The sequence below is a fragment of the Plantibacter sp. MCCC 1A11337 genome, assembly GCF_013349365.1.
Classification (GTDB): domain Bacteria; phylum Actinomycetota; class Actinomycetes; order Actinomycetales; family Microbacteriaceae; genus Plantibacter; species Plantibacter flavus_A.
Genome location: NZ_JABJWX010000001.1, coordinates 406,655 through 425,573, shown reverse-complemented (window position 1 = coordinate 425,573; position 18,919 = coordinate 406,655). Strand labels below are relative to the sequence as shown.

15 protein-coding genes are annotated in these 18,919 nt (G+C 69.0%); 10 read left to right on the top strand and 5 right to left on the bottom strand.

Going from position 1 to position 18,919, the window contains the following annotated elements; translation table 11 throughout:
- Positions 1-18: 18 nt before the first annotated feature.
- The 10 genes from HOW07_RS01930 (at position 19) to HOW07_RS01885 (ending at position 13,226) form a co-directional block, all read left to right on the top strand.
- Positions 19-1,053: an ABC transporter permease gene (locus HOW07_RS01930; protein WP_175115943.1), complete on the top strand. Its 1,035-nt coding sequence runs from the start codon at positions 19-21 to the stop codon at positions 1,051-1,053.
- The gene (locus HOW07_RS01925) at positions 1,050-1,940 is read left to right on the top strand and encodes an ABC transporter ATP-binding protein (RefSeq protein ID WP_175115942.1); all 891 of its coding nucleotides are present in this window, start codon (positions 1,050-1,052) and stop codon (positions 1,938-1,940) included. The genes HOW07_RS01930 and HOW07_RS01925 overlap by 4 nt, the downstream gene beginning before the upstream one ends.
- Positions 1,937-2,833: an ABC transporter ATP-binding protein gene (locus HOW07_RS01920; protein WP_175115941.1), complete on the top strand. Its 897-nt coding sequence runs from the start codon at positions 1,937-1,939 to the stop codon at positions 2,831-2,833. The genes HOW07_RS01925 and HOW07_RS01920 overlap by 4 nt, the downstream gene beginning before the upstream one ends.
- Complete coding sequence (locus tag HOW07_RS01915; RefSeq protein ID WP_175115940.1) at positions 2,826-4,994, top strand: glycoside hydrolase family 36 protein; 2,169 nt, start codon at positions 2,826-2,828, stop codon at positions 4,992-4,994. The genes HOW07_RS01920 and HOW07_RS01915 overlap by 8 nt, the downstream gene beginning before the upstream one ends.
- Complete coding sequence (locus tag HOW07_RS01910; protein ID WP_175115939.1) at positions 4,991-7,036, top strand: beta-galactosidase; 2,046 nt, start codon at positions 4,991-4,993, stop codon at positions 7,034-7,036. Before HOW07_RS01915 ends, HOW07_RS01910 begins: the two co-directional genes overlap by 4 nt.
- Before the next feature lie 456 nt (positions 7,037-7,492).
- A complete protein-coding gene (locus HOW07_RS01905) occupies positions 7,493-8,161 on the top strand; it encodes a GntR family transcriptional regulator (protein ID WP_175115938.1) in 669 nt (222 codons plus the stop codon).
- Between the two features lie 92 nt (positions 8,162-8,253).
- The gene (locus HOW07_RS01900) at positions 8,254-9,624 is read left to right on the top strand and encodes an MFS transporter (protein WP_158596575.1); all 1,371 of its coding nucleotides are present in this window, start codon (positions 8,254-8,256) and stop codon (positions 9,622-9,624) included.
- Positions 9,621-10,574 carry a dihydrodipicolinate synthase family protein gene (locus HOW07_RS01895; RefSeq protein ID WP_371743549.1) on the top strand — a complete coding sequence of 318 codons (954 nt, stop codon included), beginning with the start codon at positions 9,621-9,623 and terminating at the stop codon, positions 10,572-10,574. Before HOW07_RS01900 ends, HOW07_RS01895 begins: the two co-directional genes overlap by 4 nt.
- Entirely contained in the window at positions 10,571-11,707 is a 1,137-nt protein-coding gene (locus HOW07_RS01890) for a mandelate racemase/muconate lactonizing enzyme family protein (protein ID WP_175115937.1), read from the top strand. Before HOW07_RS01895 ends, HOW07_RS01890 begins: the two co-directional genes overlap by 4 nt.
- Positions 11,708-11,750: 43 nt before the next feature.
- Entirely contained in the window at positions 11,751-13,226 is a 1,476-nt protein-coding gene (locus HOW07_RS01885; protein WP_175115936.1) for an aldehyde dehydrogenase family protein, read from the top strand.
- Between the two features lie 24 nt (positions 13,227-13,250).
- Here HOW07_RS01885 and HOW07_RS01880 read toward each other — a convergent pair whose 3' ends face one another.
- The 5 genes from HOW07_RS01880 to HOW07_RS01860 form a co-directional block, all read right to left on the bottom strand.
- Complete coding sequence (locus tag HOW07_RS01880; protein ID WP_175115935.1) at positions 13,251-15,164, bottom strand: ABC transporter ATP-binding protein; 1,914 nt, start codon at positions 15,162-15,164, stop codon at positions 13,251-13,253.
- A 190-nt stretch (positions 15,165-15,354) separates the two neighbouring features.
- Positions 15,355-15,579, bottom strand: a complete 225-nt coding sequence (locus HOW07_RS01875; RefSeq protein WP_071259931.1) for a hypothetical protein — start codon at positions 15,577-15,579, stop codon at positions 15,355-15,357.
- Positions 15,580-15,688: 109 nt separating this feature from the next.
- Positions 15,689-16,741: an iron chelate uptake ABC transporter family permease subunit gene (locus tag HOW07_RS01870; RefSeq protein ID WP_175115934.1), complete on the bottom strand. Its 1,053-nt coding sequence runs from the start codon at positions 16,739-16,741 to the stop codon at positions 15,689-15,691.
- A complete protein-coding gene (locus HOW07_RS01865; protein ID WP_175115933.1) occupies positions 16,738-17,745 on the bottom strand; it encodes an iron chelate uptake ABC transporter family permease subunit in 1,008 nt (335 codons plus the stop codon). Before HOW07_RS01865 ends, HOW07_RS01870 begins: the two co-directional genes overlap by 4 nt.
- Positions 17,746-17,752: 7 nt before the next feature.
- A complete protein-coding gene (locus HOW07_RS01860; RefSeq protein ID WP_121291117.1) occupies positions 17,753-18,820 on the bottom strand; it encodes an ABC transporter substrate-binding protein in 1,068 nt (355 codons plus the stop codon).
- Between the last annotated feature and the right edge of the window lie 99 nt (positions 18,821-18,919).

Sequence of the window (18,919 nt, the reverse complement as noted above, 5' to 3'; positions counted from 1 at the left end):
TCTGGAAGGACTCAGCCGATGACGAACCTCGCTCCTCGGACCGAACCCAACGTGCCCGACGCCACGAGGGCGCTCGCGACCGCCGCCGCCGAGCGGGGAAAGCGACCCCGGTCGGCCTGGCGGATGATGCTACCGACGATGACGCCGTGGCTGGCGATCGGCCTCGTGCTCGTCGGCGGGATCGCCCTCTTCGGACTGATCGGCCCGCTCCTCGTCGGGGACCCGACGACGATCCGCGATGACGGACTCCAACCGCCGAGCGCAGCACACCTCCTCGGAACGACGCAGACCGGGCAGGACGTGTTCGCACAGCTGGCGTACGCGACGGCCGGCTCGCTGCAGATCGGACTCATCGTGGGGGTGCTCGCGACGATCCTCTCGGCCTTCTTCGGCATCCTCGGCGCCTACATCGGCGGGTTCACCGACGAGGCGTTCTCGCTCTTCTCGAATGTGTTCCTCGTGATCCCCGGCCTGCCGCTCGTGATCGTGATCTCGGGCTTCGTACCACCCGAGCAGCGTGGCCTCTGGACCATCGCAGTGGTCCTCGCGATCACCGGCTGGGCAGCGTCCAGTCGTGTGCTCCGAGCTCAGACCCTCTCCATCCGCAGTCGTGACTACGTCGCGGCCTCGCGTGTCGCTGGAGAACGGGCCGGTCGCGTCATCGCGGTCGAGATCCTGCCGAACCTGCTCCCCGTGCTCGCGTCTCAGTTCGTGTTCGCCGTCATCGCCGCGATCCTGGGTGAAGCAGGCCTCTCGTTCCTCGGCCTCGGTGCGTCGAACTCCTCGACCCTCGGCACGATGCTGTTCTACGCGCAGAACGGTTTCGCACTCCCGCTCGGAGCATGGTGGTGGTTCGGGCCGCCCGGCCTCATCATCGCCCTCTTCGGGATGGGTCTCTCGCTCATCAACTTCTCCATCGACGAGATCATCAACCCCAAGCTCAAGAACGTCCGGATGCATCGGAAGCGCGCCAAGGTGGCCGCTCGGCTGGAGCGGGCGACGGCGAGGCACGACGCCGCCGATTCAGGATCCGACAGGAAGGCACGCGCATGACGCTCCTCGACGCTCCATCCAGGCGGTCGACCAGACCGGCTGTCGTGACCATCGACGACCTCTCGGTCGTGTACGAGGTCGAACGCCCGGTGACGGCGGTCAAGCACGCGACCCTGTCCCTCGCCCCCGGCGAGATCCTCGGACTCGCGGGCGAGTCCGGCTGTGGGAAGACCACGCTCGCCTATGCCATCAACCGCCTGCACAAGCCCCCGGCTCGGATCGCCTCCGGCAGCATCACCTTCCATGACCGCGACGGCAGCGATGTCGACCTCCTCGCCCTCGAGGATGAGGACCTGCGGAGCTTCCGCTGGACGAAGCTGTCGATGGTCTTCCAGGGGGCGATGAACGCCCTCAACCCCGTCACGAACGTGGGGGCGCAGTTGTGCGACGTGTTGATCACGCATCGGCCCGAACTGTCCCGGAAGGAGCGCGTCCAACGGGCCGGCGATGTCCTCGAGCGGGTCGGCGTCGACCGATCTCGACTGAGCTCCTACCCGCACGAACTGTCGGGCGGCATGCGGCAACGCGTGATGATCGCCATGGCGATGCTCCTCGAACCGCAGGTCATGATCATGGACGAGCCCACCACCGCCCTCGACGTCGTCGTGCAGCGCGACATCCTGCGGGAGATCGTGCGATTGCGCGACGAACTCGACTTCGCGGTCATCTTCATCACACACGACCTCCCGTTGCTCCTCGAGATCAGTGACCGCATCGCGATCATGCTCGAGGGCGAGATCGTCGAGCTGGGCACCGCGGATCAGATCTATCGCGAACCGGATCACCCGTACACCCAGCGGCTGCTGCAATCCTTCCCGAGTCTCAGCGGCTCGCGCGGTGCCTTCATCCGGACCGGTGTCGATGCAGAACAGGAGGATGCGTCATGACGACGATCCGCGTCACGGACCTCACGAAGGACTTCACCATCAAGAAGGGCCTGAAGCGGACGGCGTTCCGAGCGGTCGACCGGGTGTCCTTCGACCTCGTGCCCGGTCGGACCGTCGCCCTGGTGGGGGAGTCGGGTTCGGGGAAATCGACCATCGCACGCATGCTGGCGCGGCTGGAACGCCCGTCATCCGGGAAGATCGAGGTGACGCTCGACGACGGCGCGGCCGTGCCGCGTTCGCTCTATCGGCGTCATGTGCAGATGGTGTTCCAGGACCCGTTCGCCTCACTCAACCCCTTCCACACGATCGAGCATCACATCGCACGGCCCATCCGGATCCATCGCCGAGCGTCCGGCGCTCGAGCCGTGCACGAGCAGGTATTGACGATGCTGGAACGGGTGAACCTGACTCCCGCGGACGACATGGCGTCCCGCCGCCCGCACGAGCTCTCCGGAGGGCAGCGGCAGCGCGTCGCCATCGCCCGCGCGCTCGCTCCAGGTGCACAGGTGTTGATCGCGGACGAACCGGTGTCGATGCTCGACGTGTCGATCCGGCTCGGGGTGCTCAATCTGATGGGTCGACTCCAGCGGGAGGACGATCTCGCGGTCCTCTATATCACGCACGACCTCGCGACCGCGCGGCACTTCTCGGACGAGATCCTCGTGCTGTACCACGGCCGGGTCGTCGAGCGTGGTCCCGCGGACGACGTCATCCTCAATCCTCAGCACGACTACACGAAACTCCTCGCGCTCGCAGCGCCCGACCCCGAGAAGGTCGGCAAGGTCGTGTCGAGCGAGGCGGCACCGGATCGGGCGCTGCTCGACAACTCGGTCTGCTACAACCACCACACCGCTTCGTGGGAATCCGCGGACCGGACGCCGGCGCGTGTCTGAGCGGCACGACACGGACGAGGAGCACCTGCTCCGGTGGGGGAACGAGACGCTGGAGCTGGTGTTCGCGGTGGGCCCTGACAGGCCGGTCGCTCTCGTCGGCATCGGGTCGCGCGGCGCCGACCGCGCCGTCCCGATCCTCGCGACGGCGCTGTGGCAGCCGCTCGTCGAGGTGTCCGGTTTCGGTCATGGGCGGTTCCCAGGCAGTTTCCGACACGTCGACACCGTCATCGGGGCACGCCTGCGATACCGGTCGCATACGCGTGGCGACGACCACACCCTGCGGATCGAACAGATGGACGTGGACACGGGACTCAGCGTCACGAGTGTCTTCGAACTGTCGACCGGAGTCAGCGCATTCCGCACGTGGACGGTGATCACCGCAGGAGAGCCGGTCGTGATCGATTTCGTCTCCACGTTCGTCACCGGGGCCTTCCTCACCACGGCGCCCGAGGTCGACGGCTTCGTCCTCGCTTCGGCGGCGAACGACTGGGTCGCAGAGAGTCGCTGGACGACGAAGTCCCTCCGGGACATCGGACTCGCCCGCATCGACCGTGATGTGCAACACCAGCCACCCCGCAGCCGCGTCCACGTGGCGAACCGCGGGTCGTGGTCGACTGGCGAGCAGGCGCCGACCGCGGTGCTCCTCGCGACCGCAGGCGAGTATGCACTCGCCTGGCAGGTCGAGCACAACGGGCCGTGGGGATACGAGATCGGCGAGACGCGCCACGGTGCCTACCTGCTGCTGACCGGCCCGACGGACCAGGACAACCAGTGGAGTGTCCGACTCGCGTCGGGGGAGCAGCTCACCTCCGTGCCGGCATCGGTCGCCTTCGCCGACGGAGGCGTCGACGAGGTGCTCGGCGCACTGACCGGGCAGCGACGCGCGATCCGTCACCTGCGTGAGGCGGACCACGCCCTGCCCGTCGTGTTCAACGACTACATGAACACGCTCATGGGCGATCCGACCACCGAGAAACTCCTGCCCCTCATCGACGCGGCGGCCGATGCCGGAGCAGACCTGTTCTGCATCGACGCCGGCTGGTACGCCGAGGGTCACTGGTGGGACACGGTCGGGGAGTGGCTGCCGGCCGCGAGCCGGTTCCCCGGCGGCATCGAGGAGGTCATCGACCGCATCCGCTCACGCGGCATGGTCGCAGGGCTCTGGTTGGAGCCCGAGGTGATCGGCGTCCGATCACCGCTCGCGCTCGCGTCCTCGGGACGCGGACTCCCGGAGTCGGCATTCTTCTCCCGCGGGGGCATCCGCATCGCGGAGCACGGCCGACACCTGCTCGACCTGCGTGATCCGGCCGCCCGCGCGCACGTGGACGGTGTCATCGACCGCCTCATCGCCGACTACGGCATCGGTTTCATCAAGATGGACTCCAACACCATGACCGGTCCCGGGACCGACGCAGGAGGTCTGGCCCCCGGAGCAGGGCTCTTGGAACACAACCGGGCGCTGCTCGATCTGCTCGACGACGCGCAGGAGCGTCACCCGTCCCTGCTCATCGAGAGCTGTGCCTCCGGCGCGATGCGGATGGACTCGGCGATGCTCTCCCGGCTGCACCTCCAGTCGACCTCCGATCAGCAGGACCCCGTCATGTACGCGACGATCGCAGCGGCCGCGCCCGCGTCGATGCTCCCCGAGCAAGCGGGGAACTGGGCCTATCCGCTCCCCGGATCCGGCCGGGAGGCGATGGTGTTCGCCCTCGTCAACGGGATCCTCGGCCGCATGTACCTCTCCGGATACCTCAACCGGATGGCGCCGAGCGAGGTCGCGCTCATCTGCGAGGCCGTCGCAGCTCACAAGGAGGTCCTCGTCGACATCGAGCGATCGATGCCGTTCTGGCCGCTCGGACTACCCGGCTGGGACGACCCGTGGGTGTCGCTGGGCCTTCGGAACGACGAGTGCGCACGCCTCAGTCTCTGGCGTCGCCCAGGCGCCCCGGAGACCGTCGTGATCCCCGTGCCGAACTACCGCGGACGAGACGTCGTGGCGGCCCCGTTCTTCCCCAGGGACACCGACGGCTGGACCTGGCGCTGGGACGCTCCGTCGGGAGAGCTGACGGTGGCCGTCTCGACAGCGGCGCCCACCGCCCGGGTCATCACGCTCACGCCCGACCCCGAACCACCGAGCCCGACGAAGGATGCCCCGGCATGACCAGTAGCACCGAGACGACCGAGCCCAACCGACCGACGACCGCCGCCTGGCCGACCGAGACGCTCTCGTTCGGCGGCGACTACAGTCCCGAGCAATGGCCGTGGGAGACCGTCCTGGAGGACATGGAGTTGATGCGGGAGGCCGGCGTCAACCTGGTGACGCTCGGGGTGTTCTCGTGGGTCGTCCATGAGCCGCGGGAGGGTGTGTTCGACTTCACCTGGATCGATCGGATGCTCGACCTGCTGCACGAGAACGGGATCGCGGTGGACCTCTCGACGCCGACCGCAGCGGTGCCGATGTGGCTGCACCGTCTCCACCCGGAGATCCTGCCGCAGGACGAGCACGGGCACCCGCTCGCGCCCGGCGGCCGCCTCGGCTTCTGCCCGTCGTCACCGGTCTTCCGGCGCTTCGCCCTGCGTGTCGTCGAGCGACTTGCCGCGCACGTCTCCGGTCACCCGGCGGTCCGGATGTGGCACGTCAGCAACGAGCTCGGCGGTGGGAATGCGCGGTGTCATTGCCCGGTGTCGAACGATCGTTTCCGCAAGTGGGTGGAGACGAAGTACACGACCGTCGAAGCGCTCAACGACGCCTGGGGCATGGCGTTCTGGGGGAACAGCTACTCGTCGTTCGAGGAGGTCACGACCCCGAGCGGGGCCACAGCGCACAATCCGGGCCAGCTGCTCGACTACGAGCGGTTCTCCTCGGACGAGCTCCTGGAGCAGTATCGCGCCGAGCGAGCGGTATTGCTCCGACACACGCCCGAGCTACCCGTCACCACGAACTTCATGGTCGGGCTGGGTCCGGACGTCGTCGACTACACACGCTGGGCGGTGGAGATGGACGTCGTCGCGAACGACCACTACACCTACGGCCCCGACCCGCTCCGGCACCAGGACCTCGCGTTCAGCGGCGACCGGATGCGGGGCATGTCCGGCGGCGGCCCATGGATGCTCATGGAACATGCGACCGGCGGGTCGAGTTGGCACTCGATCAACCAACCCAAGGAACCGGGGGAACTCGCGCGCCACGCCCTGGCGCACGTCGCGCGCGGCTCGGACAGTGTCATGTTCTTCCAGTGGCGCGCCTCCAAATCGGGCACGGAACAGTTCCACTCCGCCATGCTGCCCCATGCCGGCCGTGACAGCCGGGCGTTCAGACGGGTGGTCTCGCTCGGCCAGGACGTCGCGGCTCTCGCCGAGGTGCGCGGAACCGTCGTCACCCGGGCAGACATCGCGATCCTGCACGACAACGAAGCCGGCTGGGCGGTGCGGAGCGGACTCAAGCCCATCAATCGGATGGGCGCTTTCGAGACCGCTCGTGCCGTGCACAACGCCTTCTTCGAACGGGCAATCACGACGGACGTGGTCGCCCCGTGGACGGACCTCTCCTCCTACCGGCTCGTGGTCGTCCCCGGGCTCTTCCTCGTCTCGGATGACAACGCGCGCGCCGTCGAAGCCTTCGTCGAGGCCGGAGGGACCGTGCTCGTCACCTGGTTCTCCGGAGTCGTGGATGAGGTGAACACCGTGCGCCCAGGTGGGTTCACGGGTGCGTTCCGGTCCGTACTCGGCGTGGTGGTGGAGGAGTTCGCTCCACTCGCCGAGGGGCAGACCGTCTCGCTCGACAACGGCTGGACAGCGACCCGTTGGACGGAGGTGTTGCAAGACCCGTCCGCCGACGAACGGGTCGAGGTCGTGGCCAGCTACTCGGACGGCGCGGTCGCCGGACTTCCCGCCGTCACACGTCGACGGGTGGGTCGCGGGACGGCGTGGTACCTCTCCGCCGACCTGGATGCGTCGAGCCTGGGGGCGCTCGTCGACCAACTCCTGGGGGAGACACGGATCGTTCCCGTCGCCGAGGTGTCTCGCGGCGTCGAGGCGGTGCGGCGGACGTCGCCCGACGGCTCCTACCTCTTCCTCATCAACCACCGCGACGAACAGGGGTGGGCGGACACGTCCGGCCTCGATCTGCTGACCGGAATCACGCACACCGGTCGCGTCGTACTCGCGCCAGGCTCCGTCGTCGTCCTGCGGGAGATGGGCTGATCGGCCGGGTCAACGACTGCGCCCGGGGGACAGGGCGCGATTGATCGACATGACGGCCGCCGCCCTGGCCCACTCGGAGAAGTCGAAGGCCCGGACGTCGAGCGTGAAGGCGCCACCGTCCCACGCCCGCGGGCATCTCGAGACTGCAGCCCTCGCTGGCATGGCACAGTCGATCGGATGCGGGTGTCGTCGTCGACATCGGCGAGGGCATCGCTCGCATCGTCGCCCTCGGCACCGGCGTGCGCAGCGCACCCGACGCCGACAAGCCACGCGAAGCGCTGTTCCCGGGGCGGTCTACCTTCCGGGGTGACTTCGTTCGTCGGATCGCCTCGGCGTCGTCTTGGAGACGGACGGCTCGCGAATCGCGGGGACCGCGCCGATGACGTTCGGGCACCACTTGTGTCGCCCACGCACTGCCGCTAGGGTCGTATCTCATATACGACCGAGGAGGTTCGCATGTCCGCCGTACCGTTCGCTGCCGGAGCGCTGCCATCGCGCACGGCGCACATCCTCGGGGTGATCAAGTCCGCCATCCTCAACGGCGATGTCGAGCCGGGTGCCGCGCTCGTCGAGAACGACCTCGCCCGCGAATTCGGCGTGTCCAAGACCCCCGTGCGTGAGGCGCTCAAGGTCCTCGAGGGGACCGGACTCGTGGTCATCCGACCCTACACGGGCACGTTCGTCCGTGAGCTCACGGTCGCCGACGCCCTCGCGATCTACGACCTCCGGCTGCTGCTCGAACCCGAGGCCGTCCGCCGCACCGTCGCGACTGGTGTCGACCTCGACGACGCGGCGGCCGCACTCCAGCAGGCGACCGAGGCGACGGAGGGTTCACAGCGCAGTCTCGCGAACCGTGCCTTCCACCGCGCCCTGTACGCCGGGTGCGGTAACCCGCTCCTCATCCAGACGCTCGACGGGTTGCGTGATCAGACCGCACTCGTCGCCGCGGCATCGTGGGCGCATCAGGCCACGTGGCGCGATGAGGCCGCTGAACACGCGGACATCCTCGCCGCGGCCACCGCCGGGGACGCCGACGAAGCCGCCCGGCTCGTCGCCGCGCACATCGACCAGTTCTCCCGACGCAGGATCGCGAACGGTTCGGACGTGGAAGGAGGAGTCGGCTAAGCGGGATGCGGCCCGTTCACCGCCAAGTTCCCGGGCCGCCCCCTGATCTCCAGCCTCCGAGGAGGCTTCACCGCTACTCGCAAGGAGCAACGATGCTTCATCATGACACACCGACCAGCGCCACCTCTCAGTCGGACACCGTCCGCCGACGGCGCACCAACACCCGCTGGACGATCGTCGGCTTCTCGGCGCTCGGCCTCACCATCGCCTATCTCGATCGTGCCGCGCTGAGCGTCGCGATGCCCTTCATGGCCGAGGAGTTCGAGATCGGCCCGGCCGTCCAGGGCGTCGTGCTGTCGTCCTTCTTCTGGACGTACGCCCTGTTCCAAGTCCCGTCCGGCTGGCTGCTCGACCGGTTCGGTCCACGCGTCATCTACCCCATCGCCGTGGGCTGGTGGTCGATCTGGACCGCCCTCACCGCGCTGTCGCAGGGCGTCGGCAGCGTCATGCTCTTCCGACTCGGACTCGGCATCGGCGAGGCACCCGTCCAACCCGCGAACGTCAAGGTCGTCTCGAAGTGGTTCCCACGACGCGAACGCGCGTTCGCGTCGAGCCTGTTCGACATGGGACAGCAGATCGGCACGGCACTGTCCGTCCCGCTCGTCACCGCCCTCGCGCTCTTCGGAGGGTGGCGGCTCGCCTTCGTCGTCATCGGGCTCTTCGGCCTCCTCTGGATCGTCGGCTGGCTCGCTGTCTACCGCGCACCGGAGAAGCACCCGAAGGTGAACCGGGCGGAGCTCGAGTACATCAACTCCGACCAGGCCGAGATGGTGCAGACCCCCGAGGCCGCCGAAGGCGCTGCGAAGGTCCCGTGGTCGCGGCTCCTGCGCAACAACCAGGTCTGGGCGCTGACGCTCGGATACGTGTTCCGATCGTTGGCCGGTGCGTTCTTCCTCACCTGGTACCCGAGCTACCTGTTGAACGACCGTGGCTTCTCGAAGGAGGAGTTCGGCATGGTCGGGGCCATCCCGGCCGTCATCGCGATCGGTGCGACGGTCCTCGGTGGCATCGTGTCCGACCGGATGCTCGCCTCCGGCATGTCGACGAATCTGGCGCGGAAGATCCCGATCATCTCCGGGCTCGTACTGAGCGCCTGCATCGGCTTCAGTCCCTTCATCGAGAGCAACGTCCTCCTCATGGTGGTGCTCACCGTGTCGAGTGCGGCGCACTCCTTCGCCGGCGCCGCGATCCTCAGCCTCCCTGCGGAGGTCGCCGAATCGCCAGAGACCGTCGGTTCGATCGCCGGGTTCCAGAACTTCGGTTCGCAGCTCGGCAACCTCATCAGCCCCATCGCCATCGGGCTCTTCCTGACCTTCAGCGGCGGTTCCTATGTGGGCCCGCTCGTCTTCGCAGCCTTCAGCTGCCTCGTGAGCGCAGCCATCTACGGACTGTGGGTGCGGATCAAGCCCGTCCAGGCCCTCACCGAGCCGCTGCCCAGTTCCATCGAAAGGACTCCATCGTGAACCGCGCACCCCTGAACCGCGCCGACCTGAGCCGACGGCTCGCGACCGTCGTCGGCATCCCCGTCGTCCCGTACGCCACGGACGGAGGCATCGACCATGAGCTCGCCGGAACGCTCACGAGGAGACTCGGCGCGCACGGGGTCCAGGTGCTCACGCCGAACGGCAACACCGGCGAGTTCTACGCGCTCGCGCCGGAGGAACGACGCGCGATCCTCCGGACCGTCATCGCGAACGCGTCCGCCGGGACGACGATCGTGGCCGGCGTCGGCTTCGACCTCGCCACCGCGATCGTCGACGCACGGTTCGCCGCGGAGACCGGCGCGGACGCGATCATGATCCACCAGCCCGTGCTGCCCTACCTGTCGCCCGACGGGTGGGTGGCCTACAACCGCGCCATCGCGGAGGCGGTCCCGGAGCTCGGCGTCATCCCGTACCTGAGTACACCGACCGTGAGCGGGCACCACATCGGCGCCCTCGTCGGACAGGCACCGAACGTGGTCGCCGTCAAGTACTCCGTGCCCGACCCCGTCGTGTTCGCCACCACCAGGGCCGAAGCCGACGTGGACATCGTCTGGATCGCAGGGCTCGCCGAGTCGTACGCACCGGCGTACTGGCAGGGCGGCGCGCGGGGGTTCACTTCCGGACTCGTCAACGTCGCCCCCTCGGTCTCGCTCGGCATGCTCGACGCCCTCCGGTCCGGTGACTACGAGCGGGCCGGCGCGATCTGGCGGGACATCAGCGCGTTCGAGGAGCTGCGTGCGCGCAACCGCTCGGCCGACAACGTGTCGGTCGTCAAGGAGGCCATGCACCAGCTCGGACTGGCCGATCGATCGGTCCGTCCACCCAGTGCACCACTCGACGAAGCCGGGCGCGCGGCAGTCGGGCGTTCCGTCGCGGGTTGGCCGATCGCGCCGCTCGTCCGTCCCGAGGCGGGAGCACTCACCCGATGAGGATCGAACGGCTCGACACCTACCTGCAACGGGTGGGGGAGCGCCCGCGCGTCCTCGTCCGCATCACGACCGATGACGGCGTCGAGGGCTGGTCCGAGGTCTACAACCACGGACCCGATCTCGCGTTCCCACCACTGCTCGAGTACCTGTTCGAGCAGATCAGGGGTGTCGATGCGCGCCGCACCTCGTACGTGAACCAGTTCCTGCTCCAGTCCTCGCGTTTCCCGCCGGGGGCGATGGGCCTCGCGGCGATCGCGGCCATCGACCACGCCCTGTGGGACATCGCAGGGAAGGCCGCCGGGCTGCCCGTCTATCAGCTGCTCGGCGGTGCCGTCCGCGACCGGGTCCGCGTGTACGCCGGACTCTACGCGGCGCCCGACGTACCGCAGCTCGTCGACACGACCGCTGAACTCAGCGAGCGCAACGGGTACACGGCGTTCAAACTCAGTCCGTATCGCGCCGAGTTGCACCGGAACCGATTCGGCCTCGTCGCGGCGGAGCTCGGCCGCTACTTCGGCGAGGTCCGGGAGACGCTGCCTGACGCCTGGGAGTTCGGCTTCGACGCGCATGCCTGTCTCTGGGAACCCCATCAGGCGGTCGCGCTGGCCGCAGCCCTCGAACCCAACGAACCCCTGTTTCTCGAAGAACCGATCCGACCCGAGTACTTCCCGGCCTGGGCGCGGATCCGGAGTGAGATGCGGGTGCCCCTCGCGACGGGGGAGTCGCTGTACTCCCCGAACGAGTTCCTCTCGCTCCTGAGCGTGCAGGGAGCCGACATCGTGCAGCCTGACATCTGCGTCGTCGGCGGACTCACCCAGATGGTGAAGATCGCCCACCTGGCCGAGGCGCACCTCGTCCCGGTCGCCCCGCACAACCCCCTCGGCCCACTCGCCACGGCCGCGAACGTGCACTTCGCGGCCGCGACGACCAACTTCTCGATCCTGGAGTTCAAACCCGACCCCGTCTCCTGGTGCCACGACCCGTACGAACCGGTCGATGGCCACCTGGAGCTGCGCCCGGAGCGACCCGGCTGGGGGATCGAGATCGACCTGGCGGCGCTCGCCAATGATGACTGGGTGCACTGGCAGCGCCGTGTGCCGGTGAAGCCGGACGGGTCGACCGCATGGATGTGACCCGAGCAATGATGCGCTGCTGGAACCGACGAAAGGACCATCGATGACGAACGACGCCCCGGACGACACCGTGACGAGCGACTCCGATGCCGACCGAGCGGCCGTCGCGGCCGCCGTCGAGCGGGCACGCCACGCCACCACGCGGCTCACCGCACTCGGCCGTACCGGCCGGGCATCGCTCCTCGACGATCTCGCCGACGCCCTCGATGCCCGCCGTGACGACATCGTCGAGGCGGCCGACGCCGAGACCGCGCTCGGTCCGACCCGACTCACCGGGGAACTCGCCCGCACCAGCTACCAGTTCCGGTTCTTCGCAGCAGTCCTCCGTGAGGGCTCCTACCTCGAGGCGACCATCGACCACGCCGGACCGACCCCGATGGGTCCACGGCCCGATCTGCGTCGGATGCTCGTGCCCGTCGGCCCCGTCGCCGTGTACGCCGCCAGCAACTTCCCGCTGGCCTTCTCCGTGCCGGGTGGCGACACCGTCTCGGCGCTCGCGGCGGGCAACGGTGTCGTCGTCAAGGTCCACCCCGCGCACCCTCGGACGAGCGAGCTCGTCGGCGGAGTCATCGCGCAGCTCGCCGCAGACGCGGTGACGCTCGTCCACGGGTTCGGGGCCGGTCGCGCCCTCGTCCAGGAACCCGGTATCCGCGCCGCCAGTTTCACCGGATCCATCCGCGGCGGGCGCGCACTCGCCGACCTCGCGGCCGCCCGGGCGGACCCCATCCCGTTCTTCGGCGAACTCGGCAGCGTGAACCCGGTCCTCGTGACGCCGGCGGCCGCGGAAGGACGCGGCGTCGAGATCGCGGCCGGCCTCGCCGCTTCGGTGACCCTCGGCGGTGGCCAGTTCTGCACGAAACCAGGCGTGGTGCTGCTCCCGGCCGGCGGAGCGGGCGACGCGCTCGTCGAACACCTGCGGGCGGAGCTTGCACGCGTCGCACCGAAGCAGGCGCTGACGCACTCGATGGCCGACGCCTATGCCGCCGGCGTGGCCGAGCGCGCCGCGGACCCGCGGGCGATCCCGTTGCTCGCCGGGACGGCCGAACCGGGCTGGACGACGCCGGCGCTCATCGAGGTCCCGGTCGGCGGACTGGGTGGGGTGCTCGGTGAGGAGTGCTTCGGCCCGCTCACCGTCGTCGCGCGGTACGAGGATGACGCGGAGGCCGAACAGCTCATCGCGGAACTGCCCGGTTCGTTGACCGGCACCCTCCTGCTCGGCCGCGATGCGGGGTCGGCCGACGCGGACGAGGGCGTCCCGCGAGCGCGACAGGCGCTCCGTTCCCGATCCGGCCGGCTCGTCTATAACGGGTATCCGACCGGTGTGGCGGTCTCGTGGGCGCAGCACCATGGCGGGGATTGGCCGTCGACGAATTCGCAGTTCACCTCGGTGGGCGCCGGTGCGATCCGACGGTTCCTCAAACCGGTCGCCTGGCAGGACGCCCCGCAGGGCGAGCTGCCGCCCGAGCTGCGGGACGGCGACGCAGGTGTCCCGCGACGGGTGGACGGCGTCCTGCGTTGACCGCGCGAGGCGGTGGGCCTGTGGCTACCCGCCGTCGGCGGTCGTGGAGCGCGGGTTCGCCGGTCCTGAGGCCTCCTTCTGGACGGCGAACTGCGTCCGGTGCAGCTCTTCGTACCGCCCGCCGGCAGCCAGGAGTTCGTCGTGCGTCCCGCGCTCCACGATCAAGCCGTCCTCGACCACGAGGATCAGGTCCGCGCTGCGGATGGTCGAGAGCCGGTGCGCGATGACCATCGCCGTGCGTCCCTCGAGCGCCTCGCTGAGCGCGGCCTGCACCGCCGCCTCCGAGGTCGAGTCCAGTGCCGCTGTCGCCTCATCGAGGATGACGACGCGCGGCTGAGCGAGGAGCAGTCGCGCGATGGTCATCCGTTGGCGTTCACCACCGGAGAGTCGGTAGCCACGCTCGCCCACCATGGTGTCCAGCTGGTCCGGCAGGGACCGGATGAGCGGCTCGAGCCGCGCGCGGCGGACGGCGTCCCACACCTCGTCCTCGGACGCCTCCGGACGCGCGAGTCGCAGGTTGGAGCGGATGGTCTCATGGAACAGGTGGCCGTCCTGGGTCACCATGCCCAGGGTGTGCCGCATGGAGGCGAAGGCGATGTCGCGGACGTCCGTCCCGGCGAGGCGCACGGCGCCCTCGTCGACGTCATACAGCCGCGAGAGGAGTTGCGCGATCGTGGACTTGCCTGCTCCGGACGTCCCGACGAGGGCTACGGTCTGGCCCGGCTCGATCCGGAAGGAGACACCGTGCAGCACCTCTTCGCCGCCGCGGGTGTCCAGCGTGGAGACCTCCTCAAGGGAGGCGAGGGACACCTTGTCCGCGGAGCGGTAGGCGAAGCGGACGTCGTCGAACTCCACGGACACCGGACCCTCGGTGACGGTGACGGCGTCGGGCTTCTCCTGGATGAGCGGTTCGAGGTCGAGCACCTCGAAGACGCGCTCGAAGCTGACCACCGCGCTCATGATCTCCACCCGGGCGTTCGCGAGGCCGGTCAGCGGTGCGTAGAGGCGGGTCAGCAGGAGCGCCAGGGTGACCACCTCACCGGTGTCCAGCTGCCCGGCGAGGGCGAGGGAGCCGCCGAGGCCGTAGACGAGGGCGAGCGCGAGGGCGGAGACGAGCATCAGCGCGGTGAAGAAGACGAACTGCAGCATCGCCGTCCGGACACCGATGTCGCGGACGCGGGCGGCGCGGACACGGAACTCCTCGGCCTCCTGGTCCGGTCGGCCGAACAGCTTGACGAGCGTGGCGCCGGGAGCCGAGAAGCGCTCGGTCATCTGCGTGCTCATGGCCGAGTTGTGGTCGGCGGCTTCGCGACGCAGCGCTGCGAGGCGGCCACCCATACGGCGCGCGGGCACCAGGAAGACGGGGAGCATCACCACCGCGAGGACCGTCACGAGCCAGGAGGTGCTGAGCATGACGATCAGGGTGAGGATCAGGGCGACGAGGTTCGTGATCACGCCGGACAGGGTGCCGCTGAAGGCCTGCTGCGCGCCGATCACGTCGTTGTTGAGGCGACTCACGAGGGCGCCCGTCCGGGTCCGGGTGAAGAAGGCGATCGGCATCTTCTGGACGTGGTTGAACACGGCTGTGCGAAGGTCCAGGATCACCCCCTCGCCGATGCGCGCCGAGTACCATCGCGTCAGCAGCGACACGGCGGCGTCGGCCACGGCCACGAGGGCGATGACCACCGCGAGCCGGACGATCGTGGCCACCTCGCCCCGGGCGACGATGACGTCGACCACCTGCCCGGCGAGGACCGGCGTCGCCACCGCGAGGAACGCTCCTGCGACGGAGAGCGCGATGAAGACCAGCAGCTTGGCGCGGTAGGGCACTGCGAACGTCATGATCCGCCGAACAGACGCACGGGAGATCCCATGCTTGGCGTCCTTGGCGCTCGAGATCTTGTACAGCGAGCTCCAGGCCGCGCTTTCCATGCTCATTGCGATTCCTCACGCCCCGCTGCGCGCATGACCACGTCTCTGCAGCCCGGTCACGATCCGGGTGGCGACGCGAACGCAGACCTGCGAGAGCGTATCAGTCTCGCTGTTCCCGACCTGAACGTTCCGGCGGCACCGTTGGTCCGGGCGACCGCCGTCCAACGGAGGCGACCAGCCGAGGTGCCTGGCGTGATCAGCGTTCGGAGCGCAGGGCCGTCCACATCACGACGAAGGCGGCGGCGATGCCGAGTACGCTTCCGGCGAGCCCGACGATCATGGCGGGGTGACCGGTGTCGGCGAGCCCGATCGAGCACGAGACCACCCCGACACCGGACGCCATCAGCCCGACGAAGCTGAAGACGGCGAGGATGAAGCGCTTGGCGGTCCTGGTGGGATCGGGAGCGGGAGGGAGCGACATCGTGTCTCGTTTCCGCCGTCGCGTCGTCTGCTTCGGCTCTTCGGCATCAGGCTAGAGGGCCGCCGATCGATGCGGTGAGGGGGTATCCCCGGTCCTCACGACAGAACGGTCACGAGCGTCTGCGGATCTCGTGGACGAGGAGCCAGACGAGGTAGCCGCCACCCACGATCACGGTGACGACCCCCACCGGGAGCGACGTCGGCAGCAGGTGCTGCGCGACGATATCGGATGCCAGCAACACGAGGGCCCCGAGCAGGGCGGACGGTACCAGCGCTATGCCGGCGGTGCGGGTGATCCGCTGCGCGATCTGCGGGGCGGCGAGGGCGACGAACGCGATGGGTCCGGCTGCGCCCGTGACGACAGCCGTGAGCGCGACGGCGCACGCCACGAGACCGAGCCGTGAGGGTTCGACCCGCGATCCCAGCGCCTTCGCCGCGTCGTCGCCGAGCTCGAGTTGGCGGAGCGAGCCGCCGAGCGGCCCGAGGACGATGGTGACGGCCAGGATGACGACGGCGGCCGGGAGCAGCTGGGCCCATCCGACGGCGTTCAGCGAGCCTGCGCCCCAGACCGTGGCGAGCATCGCGACCTCGAGCTTCGCGCGCAGCACGAGGTAGGAACTGAACGCCTCGAGCATGGCCGAGACGCCGATGCCCACGACGATGAGGCGGAAGCCCTGGATGCCTCGACGGTAGCTGAGGAGGGAGACCAGCGCCGTGGCGATCAGCCCGCCACCGACGGCACCGCCCGCGACAGCGGCCGAGCCGGCGCCCGCACCGAGCACGATGATCACGATGAGACCGCCCGCGTACGATCCCGCGGTGAGCCCGATGATGTCGGGGCTCGCGAGCGGGTTCCGGGTGAGGGACTGGAAGATCGCGCCGGAGAGTCCGAGGGCGGCGCCGAAGAGCAGCGCGGCGAGGACTCGCGGGAGGCGCCACTCGAGCACCACCGTCTGCACCAGACCGCCTGGCCCGCCGAGGAACGCCGACGCGACCTCACCGACCGAGAGCGGCAGGTCGCCGAGACACAGCGCGAGCAACACCAACGCGAGTGCGACCACACCGAGCACCCCGCACACGACGATCGTGCGCAGCCGGACGCGGACGGAGAGCGATCGCCTCCGCCACACGACCGTGCGCGGTCCGGCCTCGGCCCCACTCACAGTGCGCTCGCCTTCGCGCGCCGCACGAGGTGGATCAACACGGGCGCACCGATGAACGCCGTGACGATCCCGACAGGGACGTCACTCGGCCAGAGGATCACGCGACCGATCACGTCAGAGGTGAGCAGCACAGCCGGCGCGATCAGGATGGAGTACGCCACGATCCACCGCTGGTCGGGACCGACGATCCACCGCGCGATGTGCGGCACCATGAGCCCGACGAAGCCGACCGGTCCGGCGATCGCGGTCGCCCCTCCCGCCAGCAGGGTGATCGCGACGACGGCGAGCACACGGGTGGTCGCGAGGCGGGTGCCGAGTGAGGAGGCGAGATCGTCGCCCAGCGCGAGGGCGTTCAGCGATCGAGCACTGAACAGCGCGATGACGACGCCCGCGAGGACGAAGGGGAGTGCGGGCATGATGACGTCGAGGCCCCGCTCGACGAAGGACCCGGCGTTCCACCCGCGGAGCTGCCTGAACGTGACCGGGTCGAGGAGCATCATCGCGGTCGTGATGCCGCTGAGCACCGCAGCAAGGGCGACGCCGGCGAGGGTCAGCCGGACCGGATCCGCACCACCACGTCCTGCCGAGCCGATCACGTAGACGAGTGCTGTCACGACCAGGGCTCCCAGGAACGCGAACGGCAGGTACTGCACGGGTGTGCGCGCGCCGAGCAGGACACCGATCGCGACGAAGAGCGCTGCGCCCGCGTCCACACCGAGGATCCCCGGATCACCGAGGGGGTTTCGGGTGAGGCCCTGGATGAGTGCGCCCGAGACGCCGAGCCCGACACCGACGACGAGTCCGGCCACGGTGCGGGGGATCCGCAGATCAAGGACGACCAGATCGGTGACGGAGCCATCAGGCCTCGTGAGTGCCCGCCAGACGTCGGTCGGGCCCACGGGGTGGGACCCCACGAGAATGCTGAGCAGGATCGCGGTCAGGAGTGCCGCGACCGCGATCCCGAGCCCCAGCGAACGGCGCCCGCGAGGGGTGCGCGAGGTCACCGACGGGTCAGCCGTCGACGCTCTGCGGAGCTGTGCCGGCGACTGCGTCCACCAGGCGCGGCACCAGCTGCTCGAGGACGTACTTCTGGCTGAGCGGGGTGAGGAAGTAGATCGCACCGGCGAGCTCGCCGTCGGTGAAGACCGCTCGCCCGCCGGTCACGGCGTCCAGACTCGAGGTGGTGCCGAAGCCCAGCACCTCCTGAACGGAATCCGTGGACTCGGTCGCGAAGACGATTACGTCAGCGTCGATGACACCGACGTTCTCTGCGGCGATCTGAGCCTGTCCGCCCTCGCTCGGGACGTACTGCTGCAACCCGGGCGTGATCGTGAATCCGAGATCCGTCAGAAAATCGGTGTTGAGGCCATCGGGGTAGACCCACAGGTTGCCGTCCCACGGCCCACCCTGAGAGAAGGTCGCCGTGAGGCCCGCGAACTCGGGGTGCGCTGCCGCAGCCGCAGCGTAGGCCTCGTCGACGCCCGTGATGAGCGCCTCGCCCTCCGCTGAACGACCCACGGCTTGGGCGACCATCCTGGTCTGGTCCCGCCAATCCGCGAAGTAGAGCCCCGCACCCTCCTCATTGGTCACGGTCGGCGCGATCTCCGCGAGCTTCGCGTAGTTCTCCTCGGTCATGCCGGCGTTCGTCCCGATGATCAGGTCCGGCCGCAGCGACGCGATCTTCTCGTACTCGAACCCGTCGGTCGTGGTGAGGACGGTCGGCTCGGCATCGCCCAGGAGGTCCGTCGCCCACGGCCACACCGCATAGGGCTGCTCGCCGTACCATTCCGTCGTCGCGATCGGTGTGACACCGAGTTCGAGGAGGATGTCCTGCTCGGTCAGTCCGACCACGACGATCCGCTGCGGCTCCGAGGGGATGACCGTCTCGCCGTACTCGTGCTCGATCGTCACCGGGAACGAGTCGCTGGGCTCGGTCGTGTAGTTCGGGTTCTCGGCGGTCGTCGAGGAGGCGCTCGAGCAGGCGGAGAGCGCGACGCCGACGAGGGCGAGCGCGCTCACCGCGGCGAGCAGGCGAGCGGTCCTCGCACTCGGGGCGCGGTGGTGCTTCGGAACGGTCATGGGGTCCTTCATCGGTTCGACTGGCGGGATGACGACAGTCAGGTTAGCCTTGCCTAATCGCTTCGCGCTATCGCGCTGAGCGGACAGGACTTGTCGAAT

Coding starts and splice junctions, on each gene's coding strand:
- HOW07_RS01930 (WP_175115943.1), top strand. CDS start 19: ATGACGAACCTCGCTCCTCGGACCGAACCCAACGTGCCCGACGCCACG.
- HOW07_RS01925 (WP_175115942.1), top strand. CDS start 1,050: ATGACGCTCCTCGACGCTCCATCCAGGCGGTCGACCAGACCGGCTGTC.
- HOW07_RS01920 (WP_175115941.1), top strand. CDS start 1,937: ATGACGACGATCCGCGTCACGGACCTCACGAAGGACTTCACCATCAAG.
- HOW07_RS01910 (WP_175115939.1), top strand. CDS start 4,991: ATGACCAGTAGCACCGAGACGACCGAGCCCAACCGACCGACGACCGCC.
- HOW07_RS01905 (WP_175115938.1), top strand. CDS start 7,493: ATGTCCGCCGTACCGTTCGCTGCCGGAGCGCTGCCATCGCGCACGGCG.
- HOW07_RS01900 (WP_158596575.1), top strand. CDS start 8,254: ATGCTTCATCATGACACACCGACCAGCGCCACCTCTCAGTCGGACACC.
- HOW07_RS01890 (WP_175115937.1), top strand. CDS start 10,571: ATGAGGATCGAACGGCTCGACACCTACCTGCAACGGGTGGGGGAGCGC.
- HOW07_RS01885 (WP_175115936.1), top strand. CDS start 11,751: ATGACGAACGACGCCCCGGACGACACCGTGACGAGCGACTCCGATGCC.
- HOW07_RS01880 (WP_175115935.1), bottom strand. CDS start 15,164: ATGAGCATGGAAAGCGCGGCCTGGAGCTCGCTGTACAAGATCTCGAGC.
- HOW07_RS01875 (WP_071259931.1), bottom strand. CDS start 15,579: ATGTCGCTCCCTCCCGCTCCCGATCCCACCAGGACCGCCAAGCGCTTC.
- HOW07_RS01860 (WP_121291117.1), bottom strand. CDS start 18,820: ATGACCGTTCCGAAGCACCACCGCGCCCCGAGTGCGAGGACCGCTCGC.